This window comes from Alphaproteobacteria bacterium, assembly GCA_040220875.1.
Lineage (GTDB): Bacteria > Pseudomonadota > Alphaproteobacteria > JAVJVX01 > JAVJVX01 > JAVJVX01.
The window spans coordinates 135,817-158,337 of record JAVJVX010000006.1 but is presented as its reverse complement, the minus strand read 5'-3'; the positions used below and the strand labels follow the sequence as shown (position 1 = coordinate 158,337).

The 22,521-nt window shown below is 65.3% G+C and carries 22 protein-coding genes and 1 other RNA gene; 11 read left to right on the top strand and 12 right to left on the bottom strand.

Annotation, left to right across the window (positions count from 1 at the left end):
• Positions 1 to 7 precede the first annotated feature (7 nt).
• The 3 genes from RLQ26_06785 to RLQ26_06775 all read right to left on the bottom strand — a co-directional run bounded on the left by RLQ26_06785 (position 8) and on the right by RLQ26_06775 (position 3,364).
• Positions 8 to 1,822 carry an extracellular solute-binding protein gene (locus RLQ26_06785; protein ID MEQ9088429.1) on the bottom strand — a complete coding sequence of 605 codons (1,815 nt, stop codon included), beginning with the start codon at positions 1,820 to 1,822 and terminating at the stop codon, positions 8 to 10.
• 149 nt (positions 1,823 to 1,971) lie between these two features.
• Entirely contained in the window at positions 1,972 to 2,763 is a 792-nt protein-coding gene (gene hisN, locus RLQ26_06780) for a histidinol-phosphatase (protein MEQ9088428.1), read from the bottom strand.
• Between the two features lie 55 nt (positions 2,764 to 2,818).
• Entirely contained in the window at positions 2,819 to 3,364 is a 546-nt protein-coding gene (locus RLQ26_06775) for a cytochrome c family protein (protein ID MEQ9088427.1), read from the bottom strand.
• 164 nt (positions 3,365 to 3,528) lie between these two features.
• On the opposite strand from RLQ26_06775, the gene RLQ26_06770 reads away from it, so the two are divergent.
• Both RLQ26_06770 and RLQ26_06765 read left to right on the top strand, forming a co-directional pair.
• Positions 3,529 to 4,344 (top strand): 3-deoxy-manno-octulosonate cytidylyltransferase, encoded by an 816-nt coding sequence (locus tag RLQ26_06770; GenBank protein ID MEQ9088426.1) that lies wholly within the window; start codon positions 3,529 to 3,531, stop codon positions 4,342 to 4,344.
• A 67-nt stretch (positions 4,345 to 4,411) separates the two neighbouring features.
• Positions 4,412 to 5,284, top strand: coding sequence for a prephenate dehydratase (locus tag RLQ26_06765; protein ID MEQ9088425.1), 873 nt, complete (start codon positions 4,412 to 4,414; stop codon positions 5,282 to 5,284).
• Here RLQ26_06765 and nudC read toward each other — a convergent pair.
• From nudC to egtC, 4 genes are all read right to left on the bottom strand, one after another.
• Positions 5,281 to 6,207, bottom strand: coding sequence for an NAD(+) diphosphatase (gene nudC / locus RLQ26_06760; protein ID MEQ9088424.1), 927 nt, complete (start codon positions 6,205 to 6,207; stop codon positions 5,281 to 5,283). The two genes, RLQ26_06765 and nudC, sit on opposite strands and share 4 nt — an antisense overlap.
• A gap of 52 nt (positions 6,208 to 6,259) precedes the next feature.
• Entirely contained in the window at positions 6,260 to 7,273 is a 1,014-nt protein-coding gene (gene egtD, locus RLQ26_06755) for an L-histidine N(alpha)-methyltransferase (protein MEQ9088423.1), read from the bottom strand.
• Between the two features lie 144 nt (positions 7,274 to 7,417).
• Complete coding sequence (locus tag RLQ26_06750) at positions 7,418 to 8,647, bottom strand: SUMF1/EgtB/PvdO family nonheme iron enzyme (protein MEQ9088422.1); 1,230 nt, start codon at positions 8,645 to 8,647, stop codon at positions 7,418 to 7,420.
• Between the two features lie 9 nt (positions 8,648 to 8,656).
• On the bottom strand, positions 8,657 to 9,445 hold the full coding sequence (gene egtC, locus RLQ26_06745) for an ergothioneine biosynthesis protein EgtC (protein MEQ9088421.1): 789 nt from the start codon (positions 9,443 to 9,445) through the stop codon (positions 8,657 to 8,659).
• A gap of 199 nt (positions 9,446 to 9,644) precedes the next feature.
• On the opposite strand from egtC, the gene ffs reads away from it, so the two are divergent.
• From ffs to recR, 4 genes are all read left to right on the top strand, one after another.
• An RNA gene (ffs, locus tag RLQ26_06740) (signal recognition particle sRNA small type) lies at positions 9,645 to 9,737 on the top strand.
• A gap of 123 nt (positions 9,738 to 9,860) precedes the next feature.
• Positions 9,861 to 11,756, top strand: a complete 1,896-nt coding sequence (locus tag RLQ26_06735) for a DNA polymerase III subunit gamma/tau (GenBank protein MEQ9088420.1) — start codon at positions 9,861 to 9,863, stop codon at positions 11,754 to 11,756.
• Positions 11,757 to 11,763: 7 nt separating this feature from the next.
• Entirely contained in the window at positions 11,764 to 12,087 is a 324-nt protein-coding gene (locus RLQ26_06730; GenBank protein ID MEQ9088419.1) for a YbaB/EbfC family nucleoid-associated protein, read from the top strand.
• A gap of 36 nt (positions 12,088 to 12,123) precedes the next feature.
• Entirely contained in the window at positions 12,124 to 12,717 is a 594-nt protein-coding gene (gene recR / locus RLQ26_06725) for a recombination mediator RecR (GenBank protein ID MEQ9088418.1), read from the top strand.
• A gap of 32 nt (positions 12,718 to 12,749) precedes the next feature.
• Here recR and rmuC read toward each other — a convergent pair whose 3' ends face one another.
• Positions 12,750 to 13,880, bottom strand: a complete 1,131-nt coding sequence (gene rmuC, locus RLQ26_06720; protein ID MEQ9088417.1) for a DNA recombination protein RmuC — start codon at positions 13,878 to 13,880, stop codon at positions 12,750 to 12,752.
• A 179-nt stretch (positions 13,881 to 14,059) separates the two neighbouring features.
• Between rmuC and def the strand changes: the two genes are divergently transcribed.
• The 4 genes from def to RLQ26_06700 all read left to right on the top strand — a co-directional run bounded on the left by def (position 14,060) and on the right by RLQ26_06700 (position 16,935).
• Positions 14,060 to 14,581, top strand: a complete 522-nt coding sequence (gene def / locus RLQ26_06715) for a peptide deformylase (protein ID MEQ9088416.1) — start codon at positions 14,060 to 14,062, stop codon at positions 14,579 to 14,581.
• Between the two features lie 4 nt (positions 14,582 to 14,585).
• Positions 14,586 to 15,608: a methionyl-tRNA formyltransferase gene (fmt, locus tag RLQ26_06710; GenBank protein MEQ9088415.1), complete on the top strand. Its 1,023-nt coding sequence runs from the start codon at positions 14,586 to 14,588 to the stop codon at positions 15,606 to 15,608.
• Positions 15,605 to 16,345: a tRNA pseudouridine(38-40) synthase TruA gene (truA, locus tag RLQ26_06705; GenBank protein ID MEQ9088414.1), complete on the top strand. Its 741-nt coding sequence runs from the start codon at positions 15,605 to 15,607 to the stop codon at positions 16,343 to 16,345. The genes fmt and truA overlap by 4 nt, the downstream gene beginning before the upstream one ends.
• Before the next feature lie 89 nt (positions 16,346 to 16,434).
• The gene (locus RLQ26_06700) at positions 16,435 to 16,935 is read left to right on the top strand and encodes a hypothetical protein (GenBank protein MEQ9088413.1); all 501 of its coding nucleotides are present in this window, start codon (positions 16,435 to 16,437) and stop codon (positions 16,933 to 16,935) included.
• A 31-nt stretch (positions 16,936 to 16,966) separates the two neighbouring features.
• Here the strand turns inward: RLQ26_06700 and RLQ26_06695 are convergent, their stop codons facing one another.
• From RLQ26_06695 to RLQ26_06680, 4 genes are all read right to left on the bottom strand, one after another.
• A complete protein-coding gene (locus RLQ26_06695) occupies positions 16,967 to 17,539 on the bottom strand; it encodes a hypothetical protein (GenBank protein ID MEQ9088412.1) in 573 nt (190 codons plus the stop codon).
• A gap of 54 nt (positions 17,540 to 17,593) precedes the next feature.
• Positions 17,594 to 18,745, bottom strand: a complete 1,152-nt coding sequence (gene dapE / locus RLQ26_06690; protein MEQ9088411.1) for a succinyl-diaminopimelate desuccinylase — start codon at positions 18,743 to 18,745, stop codon at positions 17,594 to 17,596.
• A gap of 29 nt (positions 18,746 to 18,774) precedes the next feature.
• Positions 18,775 to 19,632 (bottom strand): 2,3,4,5-tetrahydropyridine-2,6-dicarboxylate N-succinyltransferase, encoded by an 858-nt coding sequence (gene dapD / locus RLQ26_06685; GenBank protein ID MEQ9088410.1) that lies wholly within the window; start codon positions 19,630 to 19,632, stop codon positions 18,775 to 18,777.
• Positions 19,633 to 19,767: 135 nt separating this feature from the next.
• The gene (locus RLQ26_06680) at positions 19,768 to 20,499 is read right to left on the bottom strand and encodes a pyrimidine 5'-nucleotidase (protein MEQ9088409.1); all 732 of its coding nucleotides are present in this window, start codon (positions 20,497 to 20,499) and stop codon (positions 19,768 to 19,770) included.
• Between the two features lie 262 nt (positions 20,500 to 20,761).
• Here RLQ26_06680 and RLQ26_06675 point away from each other — a divergent pair, with 262 nt between their 5' ends.
• A complete protein-coding gene (locus RLQ26_06675) occupies positions 20,762 to 22,510 on the top strand; it encodes an EAL domain-containing protein (protein ID MEQ9088408.1) in 1,749 nt (582 codons plus the stop codon).
• Positions 22,511 to 22,521: the final 11 nt, after the last annotated feature.

Genomic DNA, 22,521 nt, shown 5'->3' with positions numbered 1-22,521 from the left:
AGGCGCCTCAGGGCTCGGTGCGGGCCGGGTCGACCCACCAGGTATCGAAGGCGAGATCGTATTCGGGCGTGATGGCGGGGCGATCGAACTTGTCCCAGTACGCGACCCGGAAATGGCGGATGTGCCAGTGGGGGATGACGTAATGACCCCAAAGCAGGACCCGGTCCAAGGCGCGCGTCCGGGCCACGAGGCTTTCACGATCGGGCGCGGCGATCACCAGCTCCACCAGCTCGTCCACCACCGGGTCGACGATGCCGATCAGGTTGCGGCCGCCCGGCGTATTGGCACTTTCCGAGCCCCAGAAATCGCGCTGCTCGTTCCCCGGCGACAGGGACTGCCCGATACCCGCGACGACCATGTCGAAATCGAAATTATCGAGCCGGTTCTGGTACTGCGCGGTATCCACGGTGCGGACATTCGCCTTGATTCCCAGCCGTTCGAGGTTTTTGGCGAATGGCAGGGCCACCCGCTCGAAATCGGGACTGACCAACAGAATCTCGAATTCCATCGGTTCGCCGGTCTCCAGATTCGTCAGCTGTCCATTTCGGACCATCCAGCCCGCCTGTTCCAGCAGGCGGAGCGCCTCGCGCAGATTGTCACGAAGCCGCCGGTCTTTCGTGCTCGGCGGCTCGTAGGGTTGAGTGAAGACCTCTTCCGGAACGAGGCCGCGATACCGGTTCAGAATTTCCAGCTCGCGCCCCAGAGGAAGCCCGCGCGAGGCCAACTCGGAATTCGAGAAATAGCTCTTGGTCCGCTCATAGGCCCCGTAGAAGAGATTCTTGTTCGACCACTCGAAGTCGAAGGCATGGGCGAGTGCCCAGCGTACGCCGCGATCCATGAACATCGACCGCCGGATATTGAAAGCGAAGCCCTGCATGCCGGTCGGCACGTCGTTGGGGATCTCCTCGACCTTCACGCGCCCGTCTTCGACGGCCGGAAAATCGTAGGCCGTGGCCCAGTTCTTGGAGGAGTTTTCGCGGCGGAAATCGTATTCGCCCGCCTTGAATGCCTCCAGCGCCACTGTGTTGTCGCGGTAATAGTCATAACGGATGACATCGAAATTGTTGGTGCCCCGGCGCACCGGCAGGGACCGGGCCCAGTATTCGGGGTTGCGGCGATAGGTGATGCTGCGTCCCGGGTCCAGCTCGGCGACGGTATAGGGGCCGCTGCCGACGGGTGGTTCCAGCGTGGTCTTCTCGAAATCGGCCGCCGTCCAGTACGCCTTCGAGAGAACCGGCAACTGGCCCAGGATCAGCGGCAGTTCGCGATTTTCGCCGGGCTTGAAGGAAAACCGTACCCGGTGCGGCCCCAGTTTTTCGGCCTCGGCAACGCTGCCGTAATAGGCGCGGTAGAACGGGTGTCCCTTGTGGCTGAGCGTATCGAAACTGAAAATCACGTCATCGGCGGTGATGGCCGAGTCGTCGGAGAACCGCGCCTCCTCGTGCAGGTTGAAGATGACCCAGGACCGGTCCGCCGGGACCTCGATCGATTTGGCGATCAGGCCGTATTCGGAAAAGGCCTCGTCGCCCGAGTTGGCCATCAGCGTATCGTGTATGGCGCCGATCCCGGCCGCCGCCGTGCCTTTCAGGATAAACGGATTGAGGCTGTCAAAGGTGCCGATTGCCGCCATGCGCGCTGTCCCGCCCTTGGGCGCATCCGGATTGACGTAATCGAAATGGGTGAAGTCGGGTCCGTATTTCGTCGTCCCATGCATCGCGATGCCGTGCCGGGCCGGGACTTCCTCCTGGGCGAGGGCGGGGGGCGCCGGATCGCAGCCTAAAATGAGCAAGATCAAAAGTGGAACGGGGGTAAGGAAGCGCATGCCGGGTCCAGCAAAAGGATGAATGGGAACGGGCGCAGGGCCGGGCCGAAGTCTATCTGCTCGCTTCGCCCGGGCAAGGGGTGTCGTTCCGGGCATCCGGAAAATCGTCAAATTAATGGGCTGACAAGGGTGGTGTTCGTGGCGGGAAGTCAGCAGCCCCGCAGAAGGGGCAGGATCTGGGGGATGAGGGCCGCATCGCCGGCGGCGATCACCTCGCCCGCAGAGGCGGGTGACAGCGGGTCGCCCGACCAGTCGCACATCACGCCGCCCGCGCCGGTAATGACCGGGACGAGAGCGGCGAAGTCGAAAAGTTTCAGATCGGCCTCGACCACAAGGTCGGCGAAGCCCGAGGCGACGAGCCCGTAGGCGTAACAATCGGCGCCATAATTAGGCCAGGCGACCCGCTCGCGGACACGGTCGAATGCCGCCGCCGCCGTGCCTTTGAACATATGGGGGGAGGTCGCGTAAAGCATGGCCTCCGAAAGCACGGAACAGGGACGGGTTCGAATCGGGCGGTCATTGAACAGGGTTTCGCGCCCCGCCACGCCAACCCAGCGCTCGCGCAGAATTGGCTGATCGATCACGCCCAGGACCGGCGCCCCCCGGTTCAGCAGCGCGATCAGCGTGCCGAAGAGCGGCTTGCCGGTGACGAAGCTCTTGGTCCCGTCGATCGGATCGATGACCCAGACGAAGTTGGCTTCCTCACGCTCGGCCCCGAACTCCTCGCCAATGATCCCGTGATCGGGAAAGGTCTCGGATATCTGCCGGCGGATCGCCTGTTCCGCCAGGCGGTCGGCCTCCGTAACGGGGCTCTCGTCGCTTTTGCGCGTGGTCTCGAACCGGCCGCGGAAGTAGCGGCGCAGGATTTCGCCGCTCGCATCAGCGAGTTCGTGGGCGAACTCCACCGTGCCCTGCGGCACGTCCAAGGGTACGGCGGTCATCTTCCCCTGTTCTGCCGGCCCGCTTTCGGCACGGCGGTGGGTCGCCTCGCTCCCCCTATTCGGGCAGCGGGGGCGGGTTGTCGCTTTTGGAGCGGAGGAGGGCAATCACCGCAGCGCGGTCCTCGACACTCTTGAGCCCGGCGAAAGCCATCTGGTTACCGGGTATATAATCGCGCGGCTTTTCCAGATATTTGTTCAGCGCCTCGTAATCCCAGGTGCCGCCGGCTTCGACCATGGCCTGGGAGTAGTTAAAGCCCGGAATATGGGCTTTCGGACCGCCCACCACGCCGTAAAGATTGGGGCCGCGCTTGTTGGCGCCCCCCTTGTCCAGGGTGTGGCAGATGGCGCATTTGCGGAAAACCTGTTCGCCGTTCTCCACCGACGCGCTGGCCAGCAGCGGCGCCACCGGTTTGATCTCCGCGGCCTCGGTCAGCTCGGTGGTCGCCCGCGGGACTCCGTCCTCGGGCACGGCGACGGCAAAGGCCTTCTCTTCGAGCGGTTCGGGGTGGGCGAAATGGTCGACCACCACATCAAAAGTCTTGATGGCTAGCGCCGTGACCAGCACCGCTCCCACGATTTTGTTGATTTCGAAAGAATTCATGCCGTGACTTCCGCTGAGACCTGATATCGAACCCCGAAATTGGGGCGGAGATTAGCCACTTCACCCGGCTCTGTCCAATTCGTATAAGGTCTTGATTTTCTGATCTTTCGCGACCCCAGTCCGCGGGTGGCGCAGGCCCCGGCCGGGGCCGGAAGGAAGGGCGCATGGCCGAAACGGTGACGCCAGCCGCGAGACCGCCCGGCGAGGGGCGGGCGATCGTGCTCATTCCCGCGCGTCTGGCCTCGACCCGGCTGCCGGGCAAGCCGCTCGCCGATATCGCGGGCCTGCCGATGATCGTCCACGTCTGGCGCCGGGCGGTGGAAGCGGGGGTCGGCCCGGTTGTGGTGGCCGCGGCCGAGGCGGAGATCGTCGAGGCCGTTATGGCGGCGGGCGGACAGGCGGTCCTGACCGCGCCCGATCACCCGTCCGGCAGCGACCGGATCTACGAGGCGCTGACGGTACTGGACCGCCATGCGCGCTACCCCGCCATCGTCAACGTGCAGGGTGACCTGCCAACCCTGGATCCCGCTGTGATCCGCGCGGCCCTTGATGCCCTCGATCCCCCGGCAGAGGGCCAGCCCGGATGGTCGCCCGAGACACCGAAGGCGGCCGATATGGCAACGGTGGTGGCCGATCTCGGCCCCGGCGAAGGCGAGACGCCCCACGTCGTCAAGGCGCTGGTGCCGAAGATGGACGCGGCCGGCCTGGGCCGGGCGACAGATTTCGTGCGCCGGTTGCCAAGGGTTCCCGAGACACCCGCCTTCCATCATATCGGGCTTTACGCCTACCGCCGACCGGCCCTGATCCGCTTCGTCGGCCTGCCGCCGAGTGAGCGTGAAAAATCCGAGAAACTGGAACAGCTTCGCGCCCTCGAGGACGGCATGACCATCAATGCCGCGCACGTTGACACTGTTCCATTGGGTGTCGATACTCCGGCCGACCTTGAGCGGGCGCGCGCCAGTCTCGCCCGGCCAGCCTGATTTCGGACCGCGATCGCGGCCCTTCGACCCGCCGCAACACCGGAAAAAACCACGGCCAGGCCGCCTGATGACGGATACCGACCCTCCCTCTCCGCAAAATACGATCGCCTTTCAGGGGGTGCCGGGGGCGTACTCCCATCTGGCCTGCCGCGAGGCCTATCCCGGGATGACGCCGCTGCCCTGTCCGACCTTCGAGGCCGCGTTTGAAGCGGTGGAGAACGGCAGGGCGGTGCTCGCCATGATCCCGATCGAGAACTCGGTGGCCGGCCGGGTGGCGGAAATCCACATGATCCTGCCCCATACCGCCCTCATCATCCGGGGGGAGCATTTTCATCGGGTCAATCACCAGCTTCTGGGTGTGAAAGGGGCGACGGTGGAGGGTCTCCGCGAGGTGCACAGCCACGTCCAGGCGCTCTCGCAATGCCACAAATTTCTCCGCCGGCACGACCTCCGGGCGCGCGCCCACGCGGATACCGCAGGGGCGGCGGCGGAAATCGCCGAACGCGGCGACCCTGCCATAGGTGCCATCGCATCCGCCCTGTCGGCCGAAATCTATGGTCTCGATATTCTTGCCTCCGATATCGAGGACGCCGACCACAACACCACGCGGTTCCTGATTCTGGGGACCGAGGCGGTGGAGATCCCGCCCGGGACAGAGCACGTGCTGACCAGCTTCGTTTTTCGTGTGCGCAACGTCCCGGCGGCTCTTTACAAGGCCATGGGCGGCTTCGCCACGAATGGCGTCAACATGACCAAGCTTGAAAGCTACATGCTGGATGGCGGATTCACCTCCACCATGTTTTACGCCGATATCGAAGGTGATCCGCGCGCGCGCAACGTGCAACTGGCGCTGGAAGAGCTGAATTTCTATTCGGCCGAGGTGAAGGTGCTGGGGACGTATCCAGCCAACCCGTTCCGTTATCAGGGGCGCGGTCGCTAGATATTCTCTCCGATCCAGTCATCCGCCAGTCGGCGCGCGATCGACAGTGCCGGTGGCAGGCGGAATTCCAACTCGTCATGGGCCTGCTTCAGCCACTGGCGGCTGTACCAGCCGACCGCCTCGAGCTCGTCGGCGACGGGCGCGATTTCGGTGCTATCCGCTTCCGCGTAAAAGCCGATCATGATCGAGGCCGGAAACGGCCAGGGCTGACTCGAATGGTAGCGGATGTTGCGCACCCGGATCCCGGATTCCTCGAACACCTCCCGGACCACTGCCTCCTCGAGGCTCTCGCCGGGTTCGACGAATCCCGCCAGCGTCGAATGCATGCCCCGGGGCCAGGATGCCTGGCGGCCCAGCAGGCACTGGTCGCCATTCGATACCAGCATGATCACGGCCGGATCGGTCCTCGGATGGTGCTCGGCGCCGCAGCGCTCATTCGTGCATACCCTGAGGTGGCCGGCCGCGACCGAACGTGTCGGATGGCCGCAAACGGAACAGAACCCCGACCGGCTGTGCCAGTGCATCAGCCCCCGCGCATAGGCCAGCAACGCGGCCTCGTGATCGTCCAGCACCGAGCCGACCGTGCGCAGCCCCATGAATTCGCCATGGGGCGCAAACCGGCTGGACAGCTCCTCATCGTCATCGCGCACGCTAAACGCGAAATACGGAACGCCCTCCACCAGGCCCAGCAGCGCCAGTTGCGACCCGTCCCCGAGCCTGTCGGCGATATCGGGGAGATCGGCGACGCGCGGCATTCCGGCGCTCGGCCTCTCTCCACGGCGAATCAGGTTCTGCGATTGCCAGACTGGCACCAGACGAGTCTCCGGGTGGAGCAGCCGGTCGCGAATCCAGGCCACATCGGCGCGGATATGGGAAGCCCGGTCGATCCGCGCGCCTGAATAAAAGTTCATTCGAAGGGTCATGGGGCCGATGCTCGCAAGGGCGGGGGTGTGCCTTGAGGCGGTTCTGGTTGCGTTAAACCCGCTGGCTCAGCGTGACGGCGAACCAGTTATTATCATCCGTCCAGCTCGTGATCTGTTGGAAGCCGTGAGCGGCCATCGTCCCGGACAATTGCCCGACGTTGAATTTCCGCGACACTTCGGTCCGGATTTTTTCGCCGGCGCCCAGCCGGAAATCGAAATTGAGGGCCGAGAGGCTGACGAGCTGGTCGGTCTCGCTTTCGAGATGCATTTCGATCTGGTCCAGCTCGCGATTGTAATAGGCGAAATGCCGGAATTTCGACAAGACGAAGTCACCGCGGAAACGACGGTTCAGGTGACGGAGCATATTGAGGTTGAATTCCGCGGTCACGCCGTCGCTGTCGTTATAGGCGGCTTCCAGAATGGCCGGATCCTTTTGAAGGTCGGTTCCGACCAGGAAAAAATCGCCGGGATCGAGCGCGCGATGAAGCCGGTCGAGAAAACCGCCGATCTGTGCCGGCAGGAAATTACCGATCGTCGATCCCAGAAACACGACCATCCGCTGCGCCGGTCGGGCATCGTCTCCATCGGGGCCGGCAGTGCGGATTTCCGCCAGCGCCTGCTCGTAGGTGCCCCCGATGCCCCGAACCCTGAGTCCGTCGAACCGTTCCAGCAATGGTGCTGCGCTGGCGCGCACCATATCGCCGTTCACGTCGATCGGCACGTAATCGAGCGGATGGCCGTGGCGTTCGTAGGCGCCGAGAAGCATCGGCGTCTTCCTGGAACTGCCGCTGCCCAGCTCGATGATCTCGCAGGCGCCGGTCGTTGCGGCGATATCGCCCGCGTGCGCGGCCAGTATCCCTTCCTCGGTCCGCGTCGGGTAGTATTCCGGCAACTCGCAAATCTGCTCGAAAAGGTCCGAACCGAGCTCGTCGTAAAAATATTTACTGGGCAGACGCTTGGGCGTCTGGGAAAGCCCGTCGATGATCAGGGGCCCGTCGTCCTGCGCGCCGCCTGCCGGGGAAAGCTGCGTGAAGGTAAAGCGCTCGGGACTTGTTTTCGTGCTCATGACAACTCTTGCCCAATTGGTGGAAGCATCAGCCTAGGCCGTCAAAACCGGTGCGAACAGGTGCATTTTCTTTTGCCAGGTCCGGCCAGGCCCGGCCAGGTCGGGCGTGGCTGGACGGGCCGGCGGAAAAATGCCCGATTTCCCTTACAGATCGCGGGCGCAGCGAAAACCGGCGTAGATTTCGCGCACGCCGGGCAAATACCAGTTGCGGAACGAACGGCGCACGGCCGGCGCCTGGGTCGCCCAGCTCCCGCCCTTCAGGACCCGATGGCGCCCGTCGAAATATGCAGCCGAATACCCTCTGTATGGAAACGCCTTGAACCCGTCATATGGCGCAAAGGGGCTGGTCGTCCATTCCCAGACATTGCCGATCATGTCCTCGGCGCCGACAGCACTGGCGCCGGCGCTATGGCAGCCCACCGGCGTCGTGCCGCCCACCGCGCCACCAAGATTGGCCAGCTCGGCAGTCGGTGGCGCGTCGCCCCAAGGATAGAGGGCGGCACCGTTCGGCGCCAGCGCGGCCTTCTCCCATTCGGCCTCGGTCGGCAGCCGTTTGCCGGCATAGGCGGCAAAGGCCTCGGCCTCGTAAAGGGAGACGCCTGAGACGGGATGCCCCGGTCCCCCGGCGCGCCAGTAGAGGGGCCGGATATCGGCGCCTCGGGGCAGGGTGCGGGTCCGCCACTGCCAGCCGGTCGCCGACCACCATTCAGGGTTTTCATAGCCGCCGGCCCGGATGAACCGGGCGAACTCTCCCTGGGTCACCGGAAACCGGTCGATCAGACAGGCGTCGGTTGTCACCTCGTGGGCGGGGCGCTCGTTGTCGAGGGCATCGGGCGAGTCCGAGCCCATCAGGAATTTTCCCGGCGCAAGGACGATCATATCGCCGACGGGAACGTCACGCGCCCCCTCCTCGGGCGAAGGCGTCGCCAGCAGGCCCCCCATCTGGCGCAGAAAGGTGATGGTCTCGCCATGCTGGCACTCGTGCTGGATAACGAAGCGCCAGTAGCCGCCGTGTTGCTCGGGGCTCATCGCGTGCAGCGCGGCGACGGCGCGGGCGCGGATCGCCTCGGCGAACGCCGTGATCTCGCCCCAGGGCGGGACCCGGCGCCGCTCCTCCTTGGGCAACCCGTCCGACGCATATAACCGGCGCAGCGCATCGTCCGGGCCGGCCTCGCCGGCGCAGGCCTCGAGAAGCCAGATCCATTCGGTAAACGCGATATGGCCGAGATGCCAGGCGATCGGGCTGAAGCCGGGATGGACCTGGCCGCGAAACGTCTCATCCGCAAGCCCGGCCGCCAGCGTCAGCGTCGTTTTCCGGGCGGATTCGAGCCGGCCGCGGAATTCGTTCCGGATATCATCGGTGCTCGCGCCCATGCGCGCTCCCTAGGCGCCGGCCCAGGGCCGGCTGATGACCTCGAGGCCAGGGCTGACCGACAGGACAGTCTGGGCCGGCAGCATCCGCCAGGCCGGGTCCTCATCGAAGGGTTCGCTTGCGATCAGGACTCCGTCCGCAAAGGTCCTGTGCCCACGGGCCATGTAAAGCGACGGCGCGGGCATATGCCGGCTGGCGCGGCTGATGGCCATGGTCCTGCCGTCGCTGACCACGAAGGCGAGGCTCATGCGGGTATCCGGGGCGAGGCCGGCGGCGCGGTCGAGGGCGGCTTCGAGGGCGGCGGCAAGGTCGGCGCCGTCGCGCGCGCCATCCAGAAACGCGCCGAAGATATGCTCGGAATCGGTGCTGCCCCGCAATAGGCGGAAACTTTCGTCGGAAAGCGATTCGCGCAGCCGCCGGTACAGCGTTTCGTGGAAGTTGTCGACGAAGCCGTTATGCATCCCCGAGAACGGGCCCGAAACGAACGGATGCGTATTGGCGTGATCGACCCCCTGTCCGGGTGTCGCGCTGCGCACATTGGCGAGGACATGACCCGAGGTGACGTAACGCGCCAGGCCCCGAAGGTTCCCGTCGCCCCAAATCGGCAGTATCGACTTGTAGCAGAAGGCCTCTTCGCCGCGCGCGGAATCGTACCACGAGAAGCCGAACCCGTCGGCATTGACGACGCCGCTCGACATTTCGCGGGGCGCGTAGCTCTGGGTGTAAAGCGAGTGATCCGGTTCGAGGATCAGTCGCTCCAGGGGGACGGGCGGCCCCACATAGGCAAGCATTCGGCACATGACGGGTTTCTGGACGGATTTCCGGATCAGGGTGTCTGGGCAGCCGGCGAAGACAGAGTGGAGGCTCCTGCCGGGGACGGGTTGCTCCGGCGCGATTATAGGGAGTTGGCCGCCGGATTATAAGAGAAAGCCGGCCGCCCGGGCCGCGCCATGTTAGGCGTTGCAGGGACCCGGCCCAATACTGATATAGTGACGCGGGAGCCCGGCGGTGGACGAGCCGCTCGCCAACCCGGTCAGGTCCGGAAGGAAGCAGCCGTAACGAGATTTCGCTCGGGTCGCTGTCCGGTCTCCCACCCTGACATCCCGGCCGCCGGATGGGGGCCGACCGTGCGCCCGCCGGCTTCGGACGAAGCCCGGCCGGACGCCCGGGCGCCGCTCAACCCAGCACCGACAGGTTCAGGACCCACAGGCTATCGTGTCACCAAGCGACGAAATCGAGCGTTCCCCCGAAGCTGCGAACCCGGCGCCCTACCGTGTCCTGGCGAGAAAGTACCGGCCGGCGGATTTCGCCGGCCTCATCGGACAGGACGCGATGGTGCGCGTGCTGTCCAATGCCATCGCCTCGGGACGCCTGGCGCATGCCTATCTGCTGACGGGCGTGCGGGGGGTAGGCAAGACCTCGACCGCCCGCATCATCGCCCGCGCGCTCAACTGCATCGGCCCTGACGGCACCGATGGCCCAACCATGACGCCGTGCGGGACATGCGTGCATTGCCGCGATATCGCGGCCGACCGGCATGTGGATGTCATCGAGATGGATGCGGCGAGCCGCACCGGCATCGACGATGTCCGCGAAATTATCGATGGCGTTCGGTACCGGCCCGTATCCGCCCGATACAAGGTCTACATCATCGACGAAGTCCACATGCTCTCGAAACAGGCGTTCAACGCGCTTCTGAAGACGCTTGAAGAGCCGCCCGAGCACGTGAAGTTCATCTTCGCCACGACGGAAGTGCGCCGGGTGCCGGTCACCGTGCTGTCGCGCTGCCAGCGCTTCGATCTGCGCCGGGTAGACATGACGCTGCTGGCGGAGCACCTGACCCGGGTGGCCGAGGCGGAAGCGGCGGCGGTTACGCCCGAAGCGATCGCCCTCCTCGCACGGGCGGCCGATGGCTCGGTCCGCGACGGGCTTTCGCTGCTCGAACAGGCGATCGCCCATGCGTCTGACCAGTCGGCAGCGTTCGATCAGGATCAGGCGCGTGACATGCTTGGCCTGGCGGACCGAACCCGCATCTTCGATCTGCTCGAGGCGCTGATGTCGGGTCAGACCGCGGGGGCCCTCGACATATTCGACGGGCTCCACGAATCGGGCGCCGATCCGGTCCTCGTCATTCAGGATCTGATGGATGTGGTGCACTGGGTTACCCGGATCAAGCTGGTGCCATCGCTGGCCGATAGCCCCGATATCCCCGAGGCGGAACGCGTCCGCGGGCGTTCCATGGCCGACGGGCTGTCGATGGCGATCCTGACGCGCGCCTGGCAGATGCTGATCAAAGGGCTGGGCGAGGTGCAGACGGCACCTCTGCCGGCCCAGGCGGCGGAAATGGTGCTGGTGCGCCTCGGCTTCGCGGCCGATTTGCCGAGCCCGGACGAGCTCGTGCGCCAGTTGCAGGCCGAGAAGGGTCCGGCAGGGGGAGAGGCGCCCGCGTCCGGCGGACCCGGAAATCGCGGCGCCGCGTCGGGGCCGGCCCAGCACCTGACGGACGAAAAGACTCCCCGCGCGGCGACCCGGATAGCGGCCGACATGGGAACCCCGGCAGCAACGCAGGTGACGTCGCGGGCGGGTTCGCCAGTGCCGTCCGGAGTAGCCTCAGGGATCGCCTCAGGGATAGCCTCAGGGGTGGCGTCCCGGCCGACGCCCCGGCCCGATCCATTGTCCGATCCATTGCCCGATCCGGTGCCCGAGGACACGGCGGCCGGCCCCATGCCCGCCTCTTTCGAGGAGCTGGTGTCGCTGTTCCGGGAGAAAAAGCAGATCCAGCTCTATTCCCATCTCAATGCCCATGTGCATCTCGTCCGTTTCGAGCCGGGGCGGCTCGAGCTTCATCCGGGACCTCGCGCGCCGCGCAGTCTGGCGCCGGACACCGCGCGCCACCTGGGTGAGTGGACGGGGCGGCGCTGGATTGTCAGCGTCACCGACAGCCATCCGGGGACGCCGACGCTGGCCGAACAGGCCGAGGCGCGTGAGGCGGGACGGATTGAGGCGGCCGCCCGGGACCCGCTGGTGGCTGCGATACTCGAGACCTTCGAGGGGGCGGAGATCCGGCGCGTGACGCCGCCCGCCCGAGAGGCGATTTCGGAAAAGGAGTGACGGGACCGTGAAGAATCTGGGCCAGATGTTGAAGCAGGCGCAAAAGATGCAGGCCGATATGCAGGCCGCGCAGGAACGGCTGGCCGAAGCCGAGGTAACGGGTCAGGCGGGGGGCGGCATGGTCGAGGCTGTGGTCTCGGGCAAGGGTGAATTGCGCAAGGTCCGGATCGATCCCGCACTGGTCTCGGGCGAGGATGTCGAGGTCCTGGAAGATCTTATCGTCGCCGCCGTCAATGACGGCCGGCAGAAGGCCGAGGCCATGGCCAGCGAGGAAATGTCCAAAGTCACGGGCGGGCTCGAATTGCCGCCTGGCATCAACCTGCCTTTCTGAACGTTCGCGACGGCGAAGACGGGGTATAACCGCGCCATGGTCACGACGGACATCGACCGCCTGATCCATCTCCTGGCGAAACTTCCCGGTCTCGGACCGCGCTCGGCGCGCCGTGCCGCGCTCTTTCTTCTCAAGCGCCGCGAAAGCCTGATGCAGCCGCTGGCCCAGGCGCTGGCGGGCGCGGCGGAGAGCGTCAGAAACTGTGCCGTCTGCGGCAATCTCGACACAGTCGATCCGTGCTCGGTCTGTCGTGATTCCGAGCGCGACAAGTCGCTGGTCTGCGTCGTGCAGGAGGTGGGTGATCTCTGGGCGATCGAGCGCACGGCCTCCTACAAGGGGCTGTATCATGTCGTGGGCGGAACCCTGTCGGCGCTGGACGGAATCCGGCCGGAAGATCTCAATCTCGCCTCCCTGAGGGGCCGCGTCGGGGCGGGCGAAATTCGCGAGGTCATCCTTGCTCTCGGCGCCACGGTGGATGGCCAGACGACGGCCCATTACATCGCCGATCACCTGGGCGAAACGGGGGTGCAAATTACCCGGCTCGCGCGGGGGCTGCCGGTTGGAGGCGAATTGGACTACATGGATGACGGAACGCTGCAACTGGCGCTGCGCACCCGGAACCCCGTTTAGGGGCGCCCCGGCCGGCCCGCCACCATCACCGGCTAATGGTGCCGCCCGGCGCGGTGTTCGTCGAGCGAAATGGCTTTCTCCGTGGCCTCGCCCTCGGGGGGCTCCAGTTCCGCCCCCTGAATCTTCTCGCCGCGCTTGAGCAGCTTGTCAGTCGATATCCGTACTTTGCGGATATCGTCGCGCGCCAAATCGAAATGGCTTTCCAGCTTGCTGGCGCGATCATCGAGCCGGTTCACGTCCTTCATCATCTCGAGGACCTCGTGCTGGATGAGACGCGCCTGTTCATGCATGCGCACGTCGCGCATCACCGTCCGCATGACGTTGAGAGTCGCCCAGAACGTCAAAGGCGAGACGGGATAGACCTTGGCGCGCAGCGCCGCGTCCACGACATCGGTATGCCGGTCATGCAGTTCGGCGAAGATCGCCTCACTCGGCACGAACATCAGCGCGACCTCGGCCGTCTCGCCGGGGATGATGTATTTGCCCGCAATGTCCTTGACATGCTTGTTGATCGCCGCGCCAAAGGCCCGACGCGCCCGGGCCTCGCCTTCGGGGTCGCCTGCCTTGCGCAGCGCCTGGTAGGCTTCGCGCGGAAATTTGCTGTCCACACTGAGCTGGCCCAGGGGCTCGGGAAACCGGAGGACGCAATCCACCAGCGTGCCGTTGGAAAGCTTCACCTGGAATCCGTAGACGCTGGGCGGCAACTGGTCGCGCACCATGTCTTCCATCATGCGCTCGCCAAACGCGCCGCGCGCCTGCTTGTTGGAAAAGATTTCCTGCAACGTCGTCACCTGGCCGGACAGATCAGCGATATTCTTCTGCGCCGCGTCGATCACCGCGATGCGCTGCTTGAGATCGGTGAGCGAGGTTTCGTTCTTGTCTGACAGCTTGTCCAGCGTCGTGGTCAGCTTGTCACCCACCTGACCCAGGCGTTCGTTGAGATGGCGCTCCTGCGCCAGGAGGCGCTGGGACATCTGGTCCTGGCTCGTCTGGTTGTGTTCGAGGAGCTGGCTGAGGCGGGCCGAAAGTTCGGCCATCTTGTCGCCCTCGGCCGCGGGGCTGGCGGCTGGCCGCCTGAGCGCGGCGAAGAGGCACGCGCCGATGATGCCGGCCGCCCCCAGAATGGCGGCCGTCAGTATCGCCAGAAACCAGGGATCCACCATGGCGCCTCACTTTCCGGTTGGCCGAAGTGGCGGCGAATCTAGCACGACCCGGACGGCGGGTGGAAATTTCCGCCCTGCCCGTCCGGGCGCGCCGGCGCCCGAAGCGCTGGTCAGCCTTGACCTTCACGTGCCGGCTTCCTAGGTAGACCGGATATGCTAGCCTCGAGGCGGAAAGCGATATGGCCAAACGCGAAATCCTGACAGCCCCCGATCCGCGCCTGAAAAAGGTGTCGACCCCGGTCGACCGGGTGGACGACAACGTGCGGGCGTTGATGGACGACATGCTCGAGACCATGTACGCGGCGCCGGGGATCGGTCTGGCCGCGCCGCAGGTGGGCGTGCTCAAACGGGTGATCGTGGTGGATATCGCGCGCGACGGAGAATCGCCCCAGCCCCTCAAGATGGCCAATCCTGAAATCATCGACGTTTCTGACGCGGATAATAGCTGGGAGGAAGGTTGCCTGTCGGTCCCGGATCATTACGCCGAGGTCGTACGCCCTGCCGAGGCAACGGTGCGCTTCTTGGATGCGGACAACGAGATTCGCGAGGCGCGTCTGTCGGGCCTTCTGGCAACGGTGGTGCAGCACGAGATCGATCATCTCGATGGCATCCTGTTCATCGACCGGCTGTCGAGCATCAAGCGTAATATGATCCTTCGCAAACTGATCAAGGCCAGGAAACTCGCCGCGACGCCGGCCTGAGCCCATGACGACGGGACAGCTCAGGGTGGTCTTCATGGGATCACCGGACTTCGCGGTGCCGGCGCTCCGGGCCATCTCCGGCGCCGGATATGATATTCCCGCCGTCTATACCCAGCCGCCCCGCCCGCGTGGGCGCGGCCACCGCGAACTCGCGACGCCGGTGCACCTCGAAGCCGAGCGCCTCGGCCTCCGGGTGCACCATCCGCGGGATTTCAGGCAGGAGGAGGAGCGCGACCGGTTCCGCGCGCTCGCGGCCGATGTGGCGGTGGTGGCCGCCTATGGCCTGATCCTGCCGGAGGCGATCCTTGCGGCGCCGCGCTTCGGGTGTCTTAACATCCACGCCTCTCTCCTGCCGCGCTGGCGCGGGGCCGCCCCCATCCAGCGCGCGATCCTGGCAGGAGACCGGGAGACCGGCATCTCCATCATGCGGATGGAAAGGGGACTCGATACCGGCCCCGTGGTCAGCCGGCGGGCGGTAGCGATCGACGCGCTCGATGCGGGCCAGCTCCATGACCGGCTGTCCGATCTCGGGGCCGAGATGATACTGGCGGCGCTCGACACCCTCGCCCTGTCCGGCCGGCTCGTTGCTCGCCCGCAGGACCCGGTCGAGGCCAGCTATGCCGCGAAGATTTCTCCGGACGAGGCCGCGATCGACTGGACGCAACCGGCGCAAGACATTCTCCGGCTCATCCGCGCCTTCGCCCCCCGGCCGGGCGCCTGGTTTGTCTTGCCCGGCACCGATGAGGCCAGGGGTCGGGGGCCTGATCCGGGCCCCGGGCGCCGGGTCAAGGTGCTCCATGCCGCCCTGGCGGCGACCGGGGTTTCGGGAGCGCCCGGCGAAGTTCTCGATGACGGGCTCTGTGTTGCCTGCGGTGCGGGGGCTCTTCATCTTCTCGAGGTGCAGCGCGCCGGCAGGGCGCGGATGAGTGCGGCCGAATTCCTCCGCGGGCATGTGTTGCCCCCCGGGACCCGCCTGCCGCCGGTACCATTGACGGGCGCGGAGAGACGTCCGGGGGCGGGCTCGTGACCCGTTATCGCCTGGTGATCGAGTATGACGGCGGGCCGTTTCAGGGTTGGCAGCGCCAGGCCAACGGCCTGGGCGTGCAGGAAGTGCTGGAAGACGCTGTTTTCGCCTTCTGTGGGGAACGAACGCGGGTATATGGCGCCGGCCGCACCGATGCCGGCGTCCATGCGCTCGGCCAGGTGGCCCATGTCGATATCGAGAAGCAGGTGGTGGGCGATACGGTGCGTCGTGCGCTCAATTTCCATCTGAAGGCGCACCCCGTCTCGGTGCTCGAGGCGCAGGCAGTCGCGGAAGATTTCCATGCCCGCTTCGATGCCGTCCGCCGGCGCTACCTGTACCGCATTCTCAACCGCGGCCCCGCCCCGACCCTTGATCTGAATCGGGTCTGGCACGTGCCGGTGCCGCTTGACGCGCCCGCAATGCATGCGGCCGCGCAGCATCTCCTCGGCGAACATGATTTCACGACTTTCCGCGCCCAGATGTGCCAGGCCAGATCGCCGGTCAAAACCCTCGATCGCCTCGATGTCCGGCAGGAAGGGGATGAAATTCGCATCACTGCCGAGGCCCGGTCCTTCCTCCACCATCAGGTCCGCAATCTGGTCGGCACGCTGCGGCTGGTGGGCGAGGGGAAATGGACGGCGGCCGATCTCCGGGCGGCTCTGGTCGCTCGCGACCGCGCCGCCGGCGGTCCTACGGCTCCGCCCTGGGGCCTGTACCTTGTTTCTGTAGATTATGCATAATAATGCACAATAATTCTTGTGCATAAAAATACCGAATAAACCTGATAACTATAATATACAAAAATGCATAAAAATGCTTATGTGTATGCATGAGAGAGATTCCCAAGGCCCGGCTCAACCCGGATGGCCGGCTTGAACTGACCGTTTCAGTGACGATGGACGAGTTCCTTCGGGCCGCGCGCCGGGGCCGTCTGGTGATCCCGCTGGCGGCGGGGCAAGGGGCCACCGGGGTGGCGGGCGATCAGGAGACCGGGACGGACGCGGCCGGCCGTGCCAGCCTGCCCGAGGCGGCGCTGGCGCGGTTCTTTCGGCGTTACGGGCCCGCGTCCAACGGCGCTAACGCGCTCTGGGAATTCGCCCAGGCGGGCGAGGGGGGACTCTATGCACGTGATCTCCGCCACGCTCTCGGGCTGGCGAGCAGCGCCGAGCTTGCCGGGGTGATGCGCGGGCTCTGGACCAGCCTCACCCGAGATCTGGCGGGATTTGAGGACAGGGTGCTCACGGTCGAGTGGGATAACGAGCGGGGCGAAAATCGCTACTACATGACGGCCGAGGCGGCGCGCGCCGTCGTCGCCTTTTACGGCGATTAGGAACCGCCGCGGTCGGCCGGGCGCCCGCGCGTCAGGCGAGCAGCAGGATATCCGCCACCTGGCCCATGAGGAAGGCGACAATGGCGAGCAGGATGATCGTGCCGGCGGCGGCAAGGCCGGAAATACCGAGCGCGGTTCTGGCCACGAACCATTCATAGACGAGGCAGAAGATCATGGCGGCGAAAAGCAGGAAGCCGCCCAGCGCGGCCGGAAACATGCCGGTGGCATAGAGGGCCACGAAAAACAGCACGATGGCTGTCTCGATGAAGCCGGCCCAGTTCAGGGCGATGACCGCGGGGATCCAGTTGTCCGGCCGCTCGAAGGCATCCGACAGGAAGGCCAGAACCAGGGGTACCGCCAGCACGCCCAGCCCGTAGCCGATTGCTCCCGACAGGAGCGCGAGGGCGCCCGGCACCTCTTCGCCCAGGGTGCCGACGAAGAGCGCGTTGAACAGCAAGAACCCCGGCAGGGCCAGGAGCGGGCCCAGAAAGGACCACCAGAACGCGACGCGCGACTTGCCGAGAAGGCGTTCCGCCGACCGGTCGAACGTGACAAACCGGAAAGCGGCGTAAAGTCCGCCAAACACGTCTGCCTGTGAGGCCATGAAGAGTCCAGTCCTTGCCCGCCGCGCTTTAACCTCGTTCAGGGGGCCAGTGTCTCAGGCGGGGAAGAAGCCGTCCAGCACCTCGTCATAGATGCGACGCAGCGCCTCGATATCGTCAACGCTGGCTTGCTCGTCCACCTTGTGCATGGTTTTTCCCACCATCCCGAATTCCACTACCGGGCAATAGGCCTGGATGAAGCGGGCATCCGACGTTCCGCCCGTGGTCGATAATTCGGGCCTCACTCCCGTCACCCGTTCAGCCGCGGCGCTGACGAGATCGCTCAGAGGCCCCGGCTCGGTCAGAAAGGATTCGCCCGAAACGCTGACGCTCAGATCGTAATCGCCGCCGATCGCATCAAAAGTCCGGCGCAGCCAGGTCTCGAGCGAGGCGCCGCTGTGTTCGTCATTGAACCGGATATTGAACCGCGCAAAGGCGGTCGCAGGGATCACGTTGGTTGCTTCATTGCCGACATCGATCGTCGTGATTTCGACGGTGGACGGCTGGAAATGGGCGTTGCCCTTATCCAGCTCGGCCTCGTTCAGCGCCGCCAGCATCGGCACGAGGCGCCGGATCGGGTTGTCCGCCAGATGGGGGTAGGCGGAATGCCCGGCCGTGCCGCGCACCGTCAGTTCGCCCACCAGGCTGCCGCGGCGGCCGATCTTGATCATCTGGCCAAGCTTTTCCGGGTTGGTCGGCTCGCCCACGAGGCAGGCATCGGGCACCTCTCCCTGCGCCGCCAGCCATTCCAGCACCTTGCGGGTGCCGTTGACGGCGGGGCCTTCCTCGTCGCCGGTAATCAGCAGGCTGATGGCGCCCGCGAAACCGTCCCCGCGACGGGCCAGGAAGTCAGCCGTCGCGGCCGTGAAGGCGGCAATCGCGCATTTCATGTCGGCGGCACCCCGGCCGAAGATCGTGCCGTCCCGGCGGGTTGCCGCGAACGGATCGTCCGTCCAGGCGTCACGATCACCCACGGGCACCACATCGGTATGGCCGGCAAAGCAGAAATGCGGCCGACCACTGCCCAGCCGGGCGAAGAGATTATCGACGGCGGGGCTTCCGGGATCGGAAAAGGGCAGCCGCGTGACGGTAAAGCCGAGGCCCTTCAGGGCTTCGCCCAGCACGTCGAGCGCGCCCGCCTCTTCGGGCGTGACGCTGGGGCAGCGGATGAGCGCTACCGACAAATCAACCGGGTCGATGTCCGCCATGGCGGGATCCGTTTTCTTTTGTCCGCGGCCTAATCGCGGAGCAGTTCATTGATCGACGTCTTGCCGCGCGTCTGCGCATCGACCTTCTTGACGATGACCGCGCAGGCCAGACCGGGCGCCACGCTGCCGTCGTCGCGGGTCTTGCCTGGCAGCACCCCCGGCACGACGACGGAATAGGGCGGCACCCGACCGCGCGTGATCTCCCCGGTCTCCCGATCGACGATCTTCGTGGATGCGCCGATGAAAACGCCCATGGAAATGACCGCGCCGGTGCCGATGGTGACACCTTCGGCAATCTCGCTGCGAGCGCCGATAAAGCACTGATCCTCGATGATGACGGGATTGGCCTGAAGCGGCTCCAGCACGCCACCGATACCGGCCCCGCCCGAAATGTGGCAGTTCTTCCCGATCTGGGCGCAGGAGCCGACCGTCGCCCAGGTGTCGATCATGGTGCCGGAATCCACATAAGCGCCGATATTGACGAAGCTGGGCATCAGCACCACGCCGGGCGCGACATGGGCGGAGTAGCGGACGACGCAGTTGGGGACGGCGCGGAATCCGGCGGCGCGAAAATCCGCGGTATCCCAGCCCGCAAATTTGGACGGCACCTTGTCGAACCAGCTCGCCGGGCCGCGCGCCGGATCCACCGGCCCGCCCGGCACCGCCACCATGTCGTTCAATCGGAAAAACAGCAGCACCGCCTTCTTGAGCCATTCATTGACTGTCCAGCCATCCGGGCCGGGCTCGGCCACGCGCCGCTCGCCCCGGTCAAGCTGGTCGAGGGCGGCCAGGACGGCCTCGCGATGGGCGCCCGTGGTATCGGGCGAGATGCTGTCGCGCGCCTCCCAGGCGTCGTTGATCCGGACTTCAAGATCGTCGTTGCTCATTTCCGGCTATTCCCGATTTCCTGGCACGTTTACTTCGGCGGGGCCCCGCCGGGCGAGCCGAACATGGCCAGCGCCCGCGGCAAAGTCAACGCGTGAGGCGGACAGATGTTGGAACCGGCGGCTGGCGGCCCGATATCAGGCCTCGGACGGGTCCGGCACGATTTCGGGCAGGGCGTGGTGCAGCCAGTCCGTCAGGTTATCGACCACATGATCGATATGGGCGCCAATCTCGCCGAACCGCGACCACTCGTGATCGGTCTGGATCAGCACCGTCGTCATGCCGAGCGCGCGCGCCGGCTCCAGGTTGCGGGGCACGTCCTCGAACAGCACGGCCGCTTCGGGGCGAATGTCATAGCGCGCCAGTAAGGCGCGATAGGAGCGGATATCCGGTTTCGGAATGAAATCGGCCGCGATGATATCGAAGACGTCGGGGAAGTGACGGCTGACGCCAAGGCGCTCGAGCACATTGCGCGCATGGTGTGTCGTGGCGTTCGTATAGATGACCTTGTGCCCCTCGATCCGTGAAAGAACGGAATCGAGGCGCGGGTTGGGGCTCAGCCTGCCGACATCGACCGTGTGGACATGGCTCAGGAACTCATGAGGATCGACGTCATGATGGATCATCAGGCCGCGCAGCGTCGTGCCGTACTGATGAAAATATTCCTTTTGAACCTTCCGTGCGTCCTCGTAGGAAAGTGACAGGCGCGTGGCGATAAAGTCGCCCATGCGCTGATCGACCTCACTAAACAGGGCTTCGCTTGACGGGTACAGCGTGTTGTCGAGATCGAAGACCCAATGCTCGACATGAGACAGAAGGGATGCCTCGGACCCGGGATCGGCGTTTTTATCGGGGGAATTCTCGGCCATGTGGCGCTCTGATCTCACTCATCCATCGGCCCGATGAAGGGCTTTCGCGAATCTAGGGCTTTCGGCTGATTTGGCAACCGCCGCCCGGTTCTCGGGCCGGCCCTTCCTCGCCGGCAAAAACATCTGCATTTCCGCCGCCGGGACGCCTTCGGGTACAGGGTTTCTTAAGCCCTCAGCCACCAAGATTGGCCCCGCCCTTCGGGTGCAGCGGGCGACGCCGGGCCGGTGTCTTTCAGGCCGGCCGGCCAGGACTTGGGATTTTATGGTGGGTGAGGGAACTCAGGACGGATCGAGCCATCGCGCCCGGACGCTCAAAAGTGAGCGGGACCGGTTCGTCGCCTTTGCCTTTTCCACCTCGGACATGCTCCTCGAGCTGGATTCCGCGCGCCGCATCGTTTTCGCTGCCGGCGCCACATCCGCGCTGACCGGCCGCGATCCGGGCGAGCTTGCGGGGATATCCGTTCTCGACCTGGTGCGGGGGAGCGACCGGCCGATCCTGCGCCAGGTTCTCGATTCGATGAACCAGGGCAAACGCGTCGAGAACCTGACGATCCATCTGAATCCGGGCGGCGGTTCGGCGGCCCGTGTCATTCTTCTCGGCTACCGGCTTCGCGAAATGGCCGGGCGCTATTTTCTCGCTTTCCGGATTCCCGGCGCCGAAAGCGCCGGGCTTGTCCGCGACCTGGCCCAGCGCGAGGGGGAGACCGCGCTCTTTACCGAGGCGAGCTTCGCCGAACGGGCCGGGCACCGCCTCGCCTCGGCGCAGGCGGCGGGCGAAGCGGTCAGTCTGACCTTTGTCGATATCCCGGGGCTGCCCAAACTCGAGAAGCAACTCGACGTGGCCGCGCAAACCGAGCTCAAGGCCTATCTCGGCGCCTGCCTGCGGTCGTTTTCGCTCGATGGCGACATGGCCGGCACAATGGCCGAGGACAAGTTCAGCCTGGTCCATCGCGCCAATACTGACATAGGTGAGTTGCGTCAGCAGATCGCCACCTACAGCGCCGAGATCGATCCCGGAGGCAAGGGGCTCGAGGTCGAGACAGCGACCCTGCCCATGGATGCGGGCGAGCTCGACGAGAACGTGGCGGCCCGGGTCCTGGTTTATGCCTTCAGCCACTTCAAGGGGCGCGGTCAGAAGCCCTTTACGCTCAAGACCATCTCCGACGGCCTGTCGGGCGTGCTCGAGGAGACTTCGGCCAGGGTCCGCGACCTGCAAATCATCATGCGCGAGCGGGCCTTCGACATGGTTTATCAGCCCATTCTTGATCTTCGGACCCGCCAGATCCGGCGCTTCGAGGCGCTGGTGCGACTGCGTAATCAGGGCCCGCAAGAATCGCCCATGGCCATGGTCGCCTTCGCCGAAGATGTCGGCAAGATGGAAGAATTTGATCTTGCCATCATCCGCATGGTTATGGACTGGATGATGAGCGCCGAAGGCCGGCGGACCGGGGCAAAAATCTCGGTGAACATCGCGGGCACCTCAATCAATTCGCAGCCCTTTGTCACGCGCCTCAACGCCATGCTGCGCGGCAATCGGCAACTCAAGGGGCGGCTCGGCTTCGAGATTACCGAATACGGCCGGATCCACGATCTGGACGCGGCCAATCGATTGATTCAGGAACTGCGCGTGGCCGGGCATGCCATCAGCCTTGACGATTTCGGTACTGGCGAGATGACCTATTCGATCCTGCGCGCAATCAACGTGGACGCGGTCAAGATCGACGGCAAATATGTCCGAGAAGCGCTGAAATCACCGCGCGATCGTGCCTTCCTCAAGGCCATTGGCGTGCTGTGCCATGAACTGCAGGTCAGCTCGGTGGCCGAGATGATCGAGGACGAGGCGACGGCGGCGCTGGTTCTGGACTGCGGCATCGAGATGGGTCAGGGCTACCTGTTCGGCCGGCCGGACAGGGATATCCGCCGGTTCCTGACCGCTGCCGCCGGGCCTCACCCGGGTTCCGGCCCCCGGCCGGCCAGGGCAGCGGCACTGCCGAACGGGCGGGCGGGTTAGATCGTGGGCGC

Excerpts from the sequence above, each read along its gene's own strand:
- dapD (MEQ9088410.1), bottom strand. The coding sequence starts at position 19,632 with ATGAGCAACGACGATCTTGAAGTCCGGATCAACGACGCCTGGGAGGCG.
- recR (MEQ9088418.1), top strand. The coding sequence starts at position 12,124 with ATGGTCACGACGGACATCGACCGCCTGATCCATCTCCTGGCGAAACTT.
- RLQ26_06770 (MEQ9088426.1), top strand. The coding sequence starts at position 3,529 with ATGGCCGAAACGGTGACGCCAGCCGCGAGACCGCCCGGCGAGGGGCGG.
- rmuC (MEQ9088417.1), bottom strand. The coding sequence starts at position 13,880 with ATGGTGGATCCCTGGTTTCTGGCGATACTGACGGCCGCCATTCTGGGG.
- nudC (MEQ9088424.1), bottom strand. The coding sequence starts at position 6,207 with ATGACCCTTCGAATGAACTTTTATTCAGGCGCGCGGATCGACCGGGCT.
- RLQ26_06680 (MEQ9088409.1), bottom strand. The coding sequence starts at position 20,499 with ATGGCCGAGAATTCCCCCGATAAAAACGCCGATCCCGGGTCCGAGGCA.
- egtD (MEQ9088423.1), bottom strand. The coding sequence starts at position 7,273 with ATGAGCACGAAAACAAGTCCCGAGCGCTTTACCTTCACGCAGCTTTCC.
- dapE (MEQ9088411.1), bottom strand. The coding sequence starts at position 18,745 with ATGGCGGACATCGACCCGGTTGATTTGTCGGTAGCGCTCATCCGCTGC.
- RLQ26_06700 (MEQ9088413.1), top strand. The coding sequence starts at position 16,435 with ATGAGAGAGATTCCCAAGGCCCGGCTCAACCCGGATGGCCGGCTTGAA.
- egtC (MEQ9088421.1), bottom strand. The coding sequence starts at position 9,445 with ATGTGCCGAATGCTTGCCTATGTGGGGCCGCCCGTCCCCCTGGAGCGA.
- hisN (MEQ9088428.1), bottom strand. The coding sequence starts at position 2,763 with ATGACCGCCGTACCCTTGGACGTGCCGCAGGGCACGGTGGAGTTCGCC.
- RLQ26_06675 (MEQ9088408.1), top strand. The coding sequence starts at position 20,762 with ATGGTGGGTGAGGGAACTCAGGACGGATCGAGCCATCGCGCCCGGACG.
- RLQ26_06765 (MEQ9088425.1), top strand. The coding sequence starts at position 4,412 with ATGACGGATACCGACCCTCCCTCTCCGCAAAATACGATCGCCTTTCAG.
- def (MEQ9088416.1), top strand. The coding sequence starts at position 14,060 with ATGGCCAAACGCGAAATCCTGACAGCCCCCGATCCGCGCCTGAAAAAG.
- RLQ26_06695 (MEQ9088412.1), bottom strand. The coding sequence starts at position 17,539 with ATGGCCTCACAGGCAGACGTGTTTGGCGGACTTTACGCCGCTTTCCGG.
- RLQ26_06785 (MEQ9088429.1), bottom strand. The coding sequence starts at position 1,822 with ATGCGCTTCCTTACCCCCGTTCCACTTTTGATCTTGCTCATTTTAGGC.
- RLQ26_06775 (MEQ9088427.1), bottom strand. The coding sequence starts at position 3,364 with ATGAATTCTTTCGAAATCAACAAAATCGTGGGAGCGGTGCTGGTCACG.
- RLQ26_06750 (MEQ9088422.1), bottom strand. The coding sequence starts at position 8,647 with ATGGGCGCGAGCACCGATGATATCCGGAACGAATTCCGCGGCCGGCTC.
- fmt (MEQ9088415.1), top strand. The coding sequence starts at position 14,586 with ATGACGACGGGACAGCTCAGGGTGGTCTTCATGGGATCACCGGACTTC.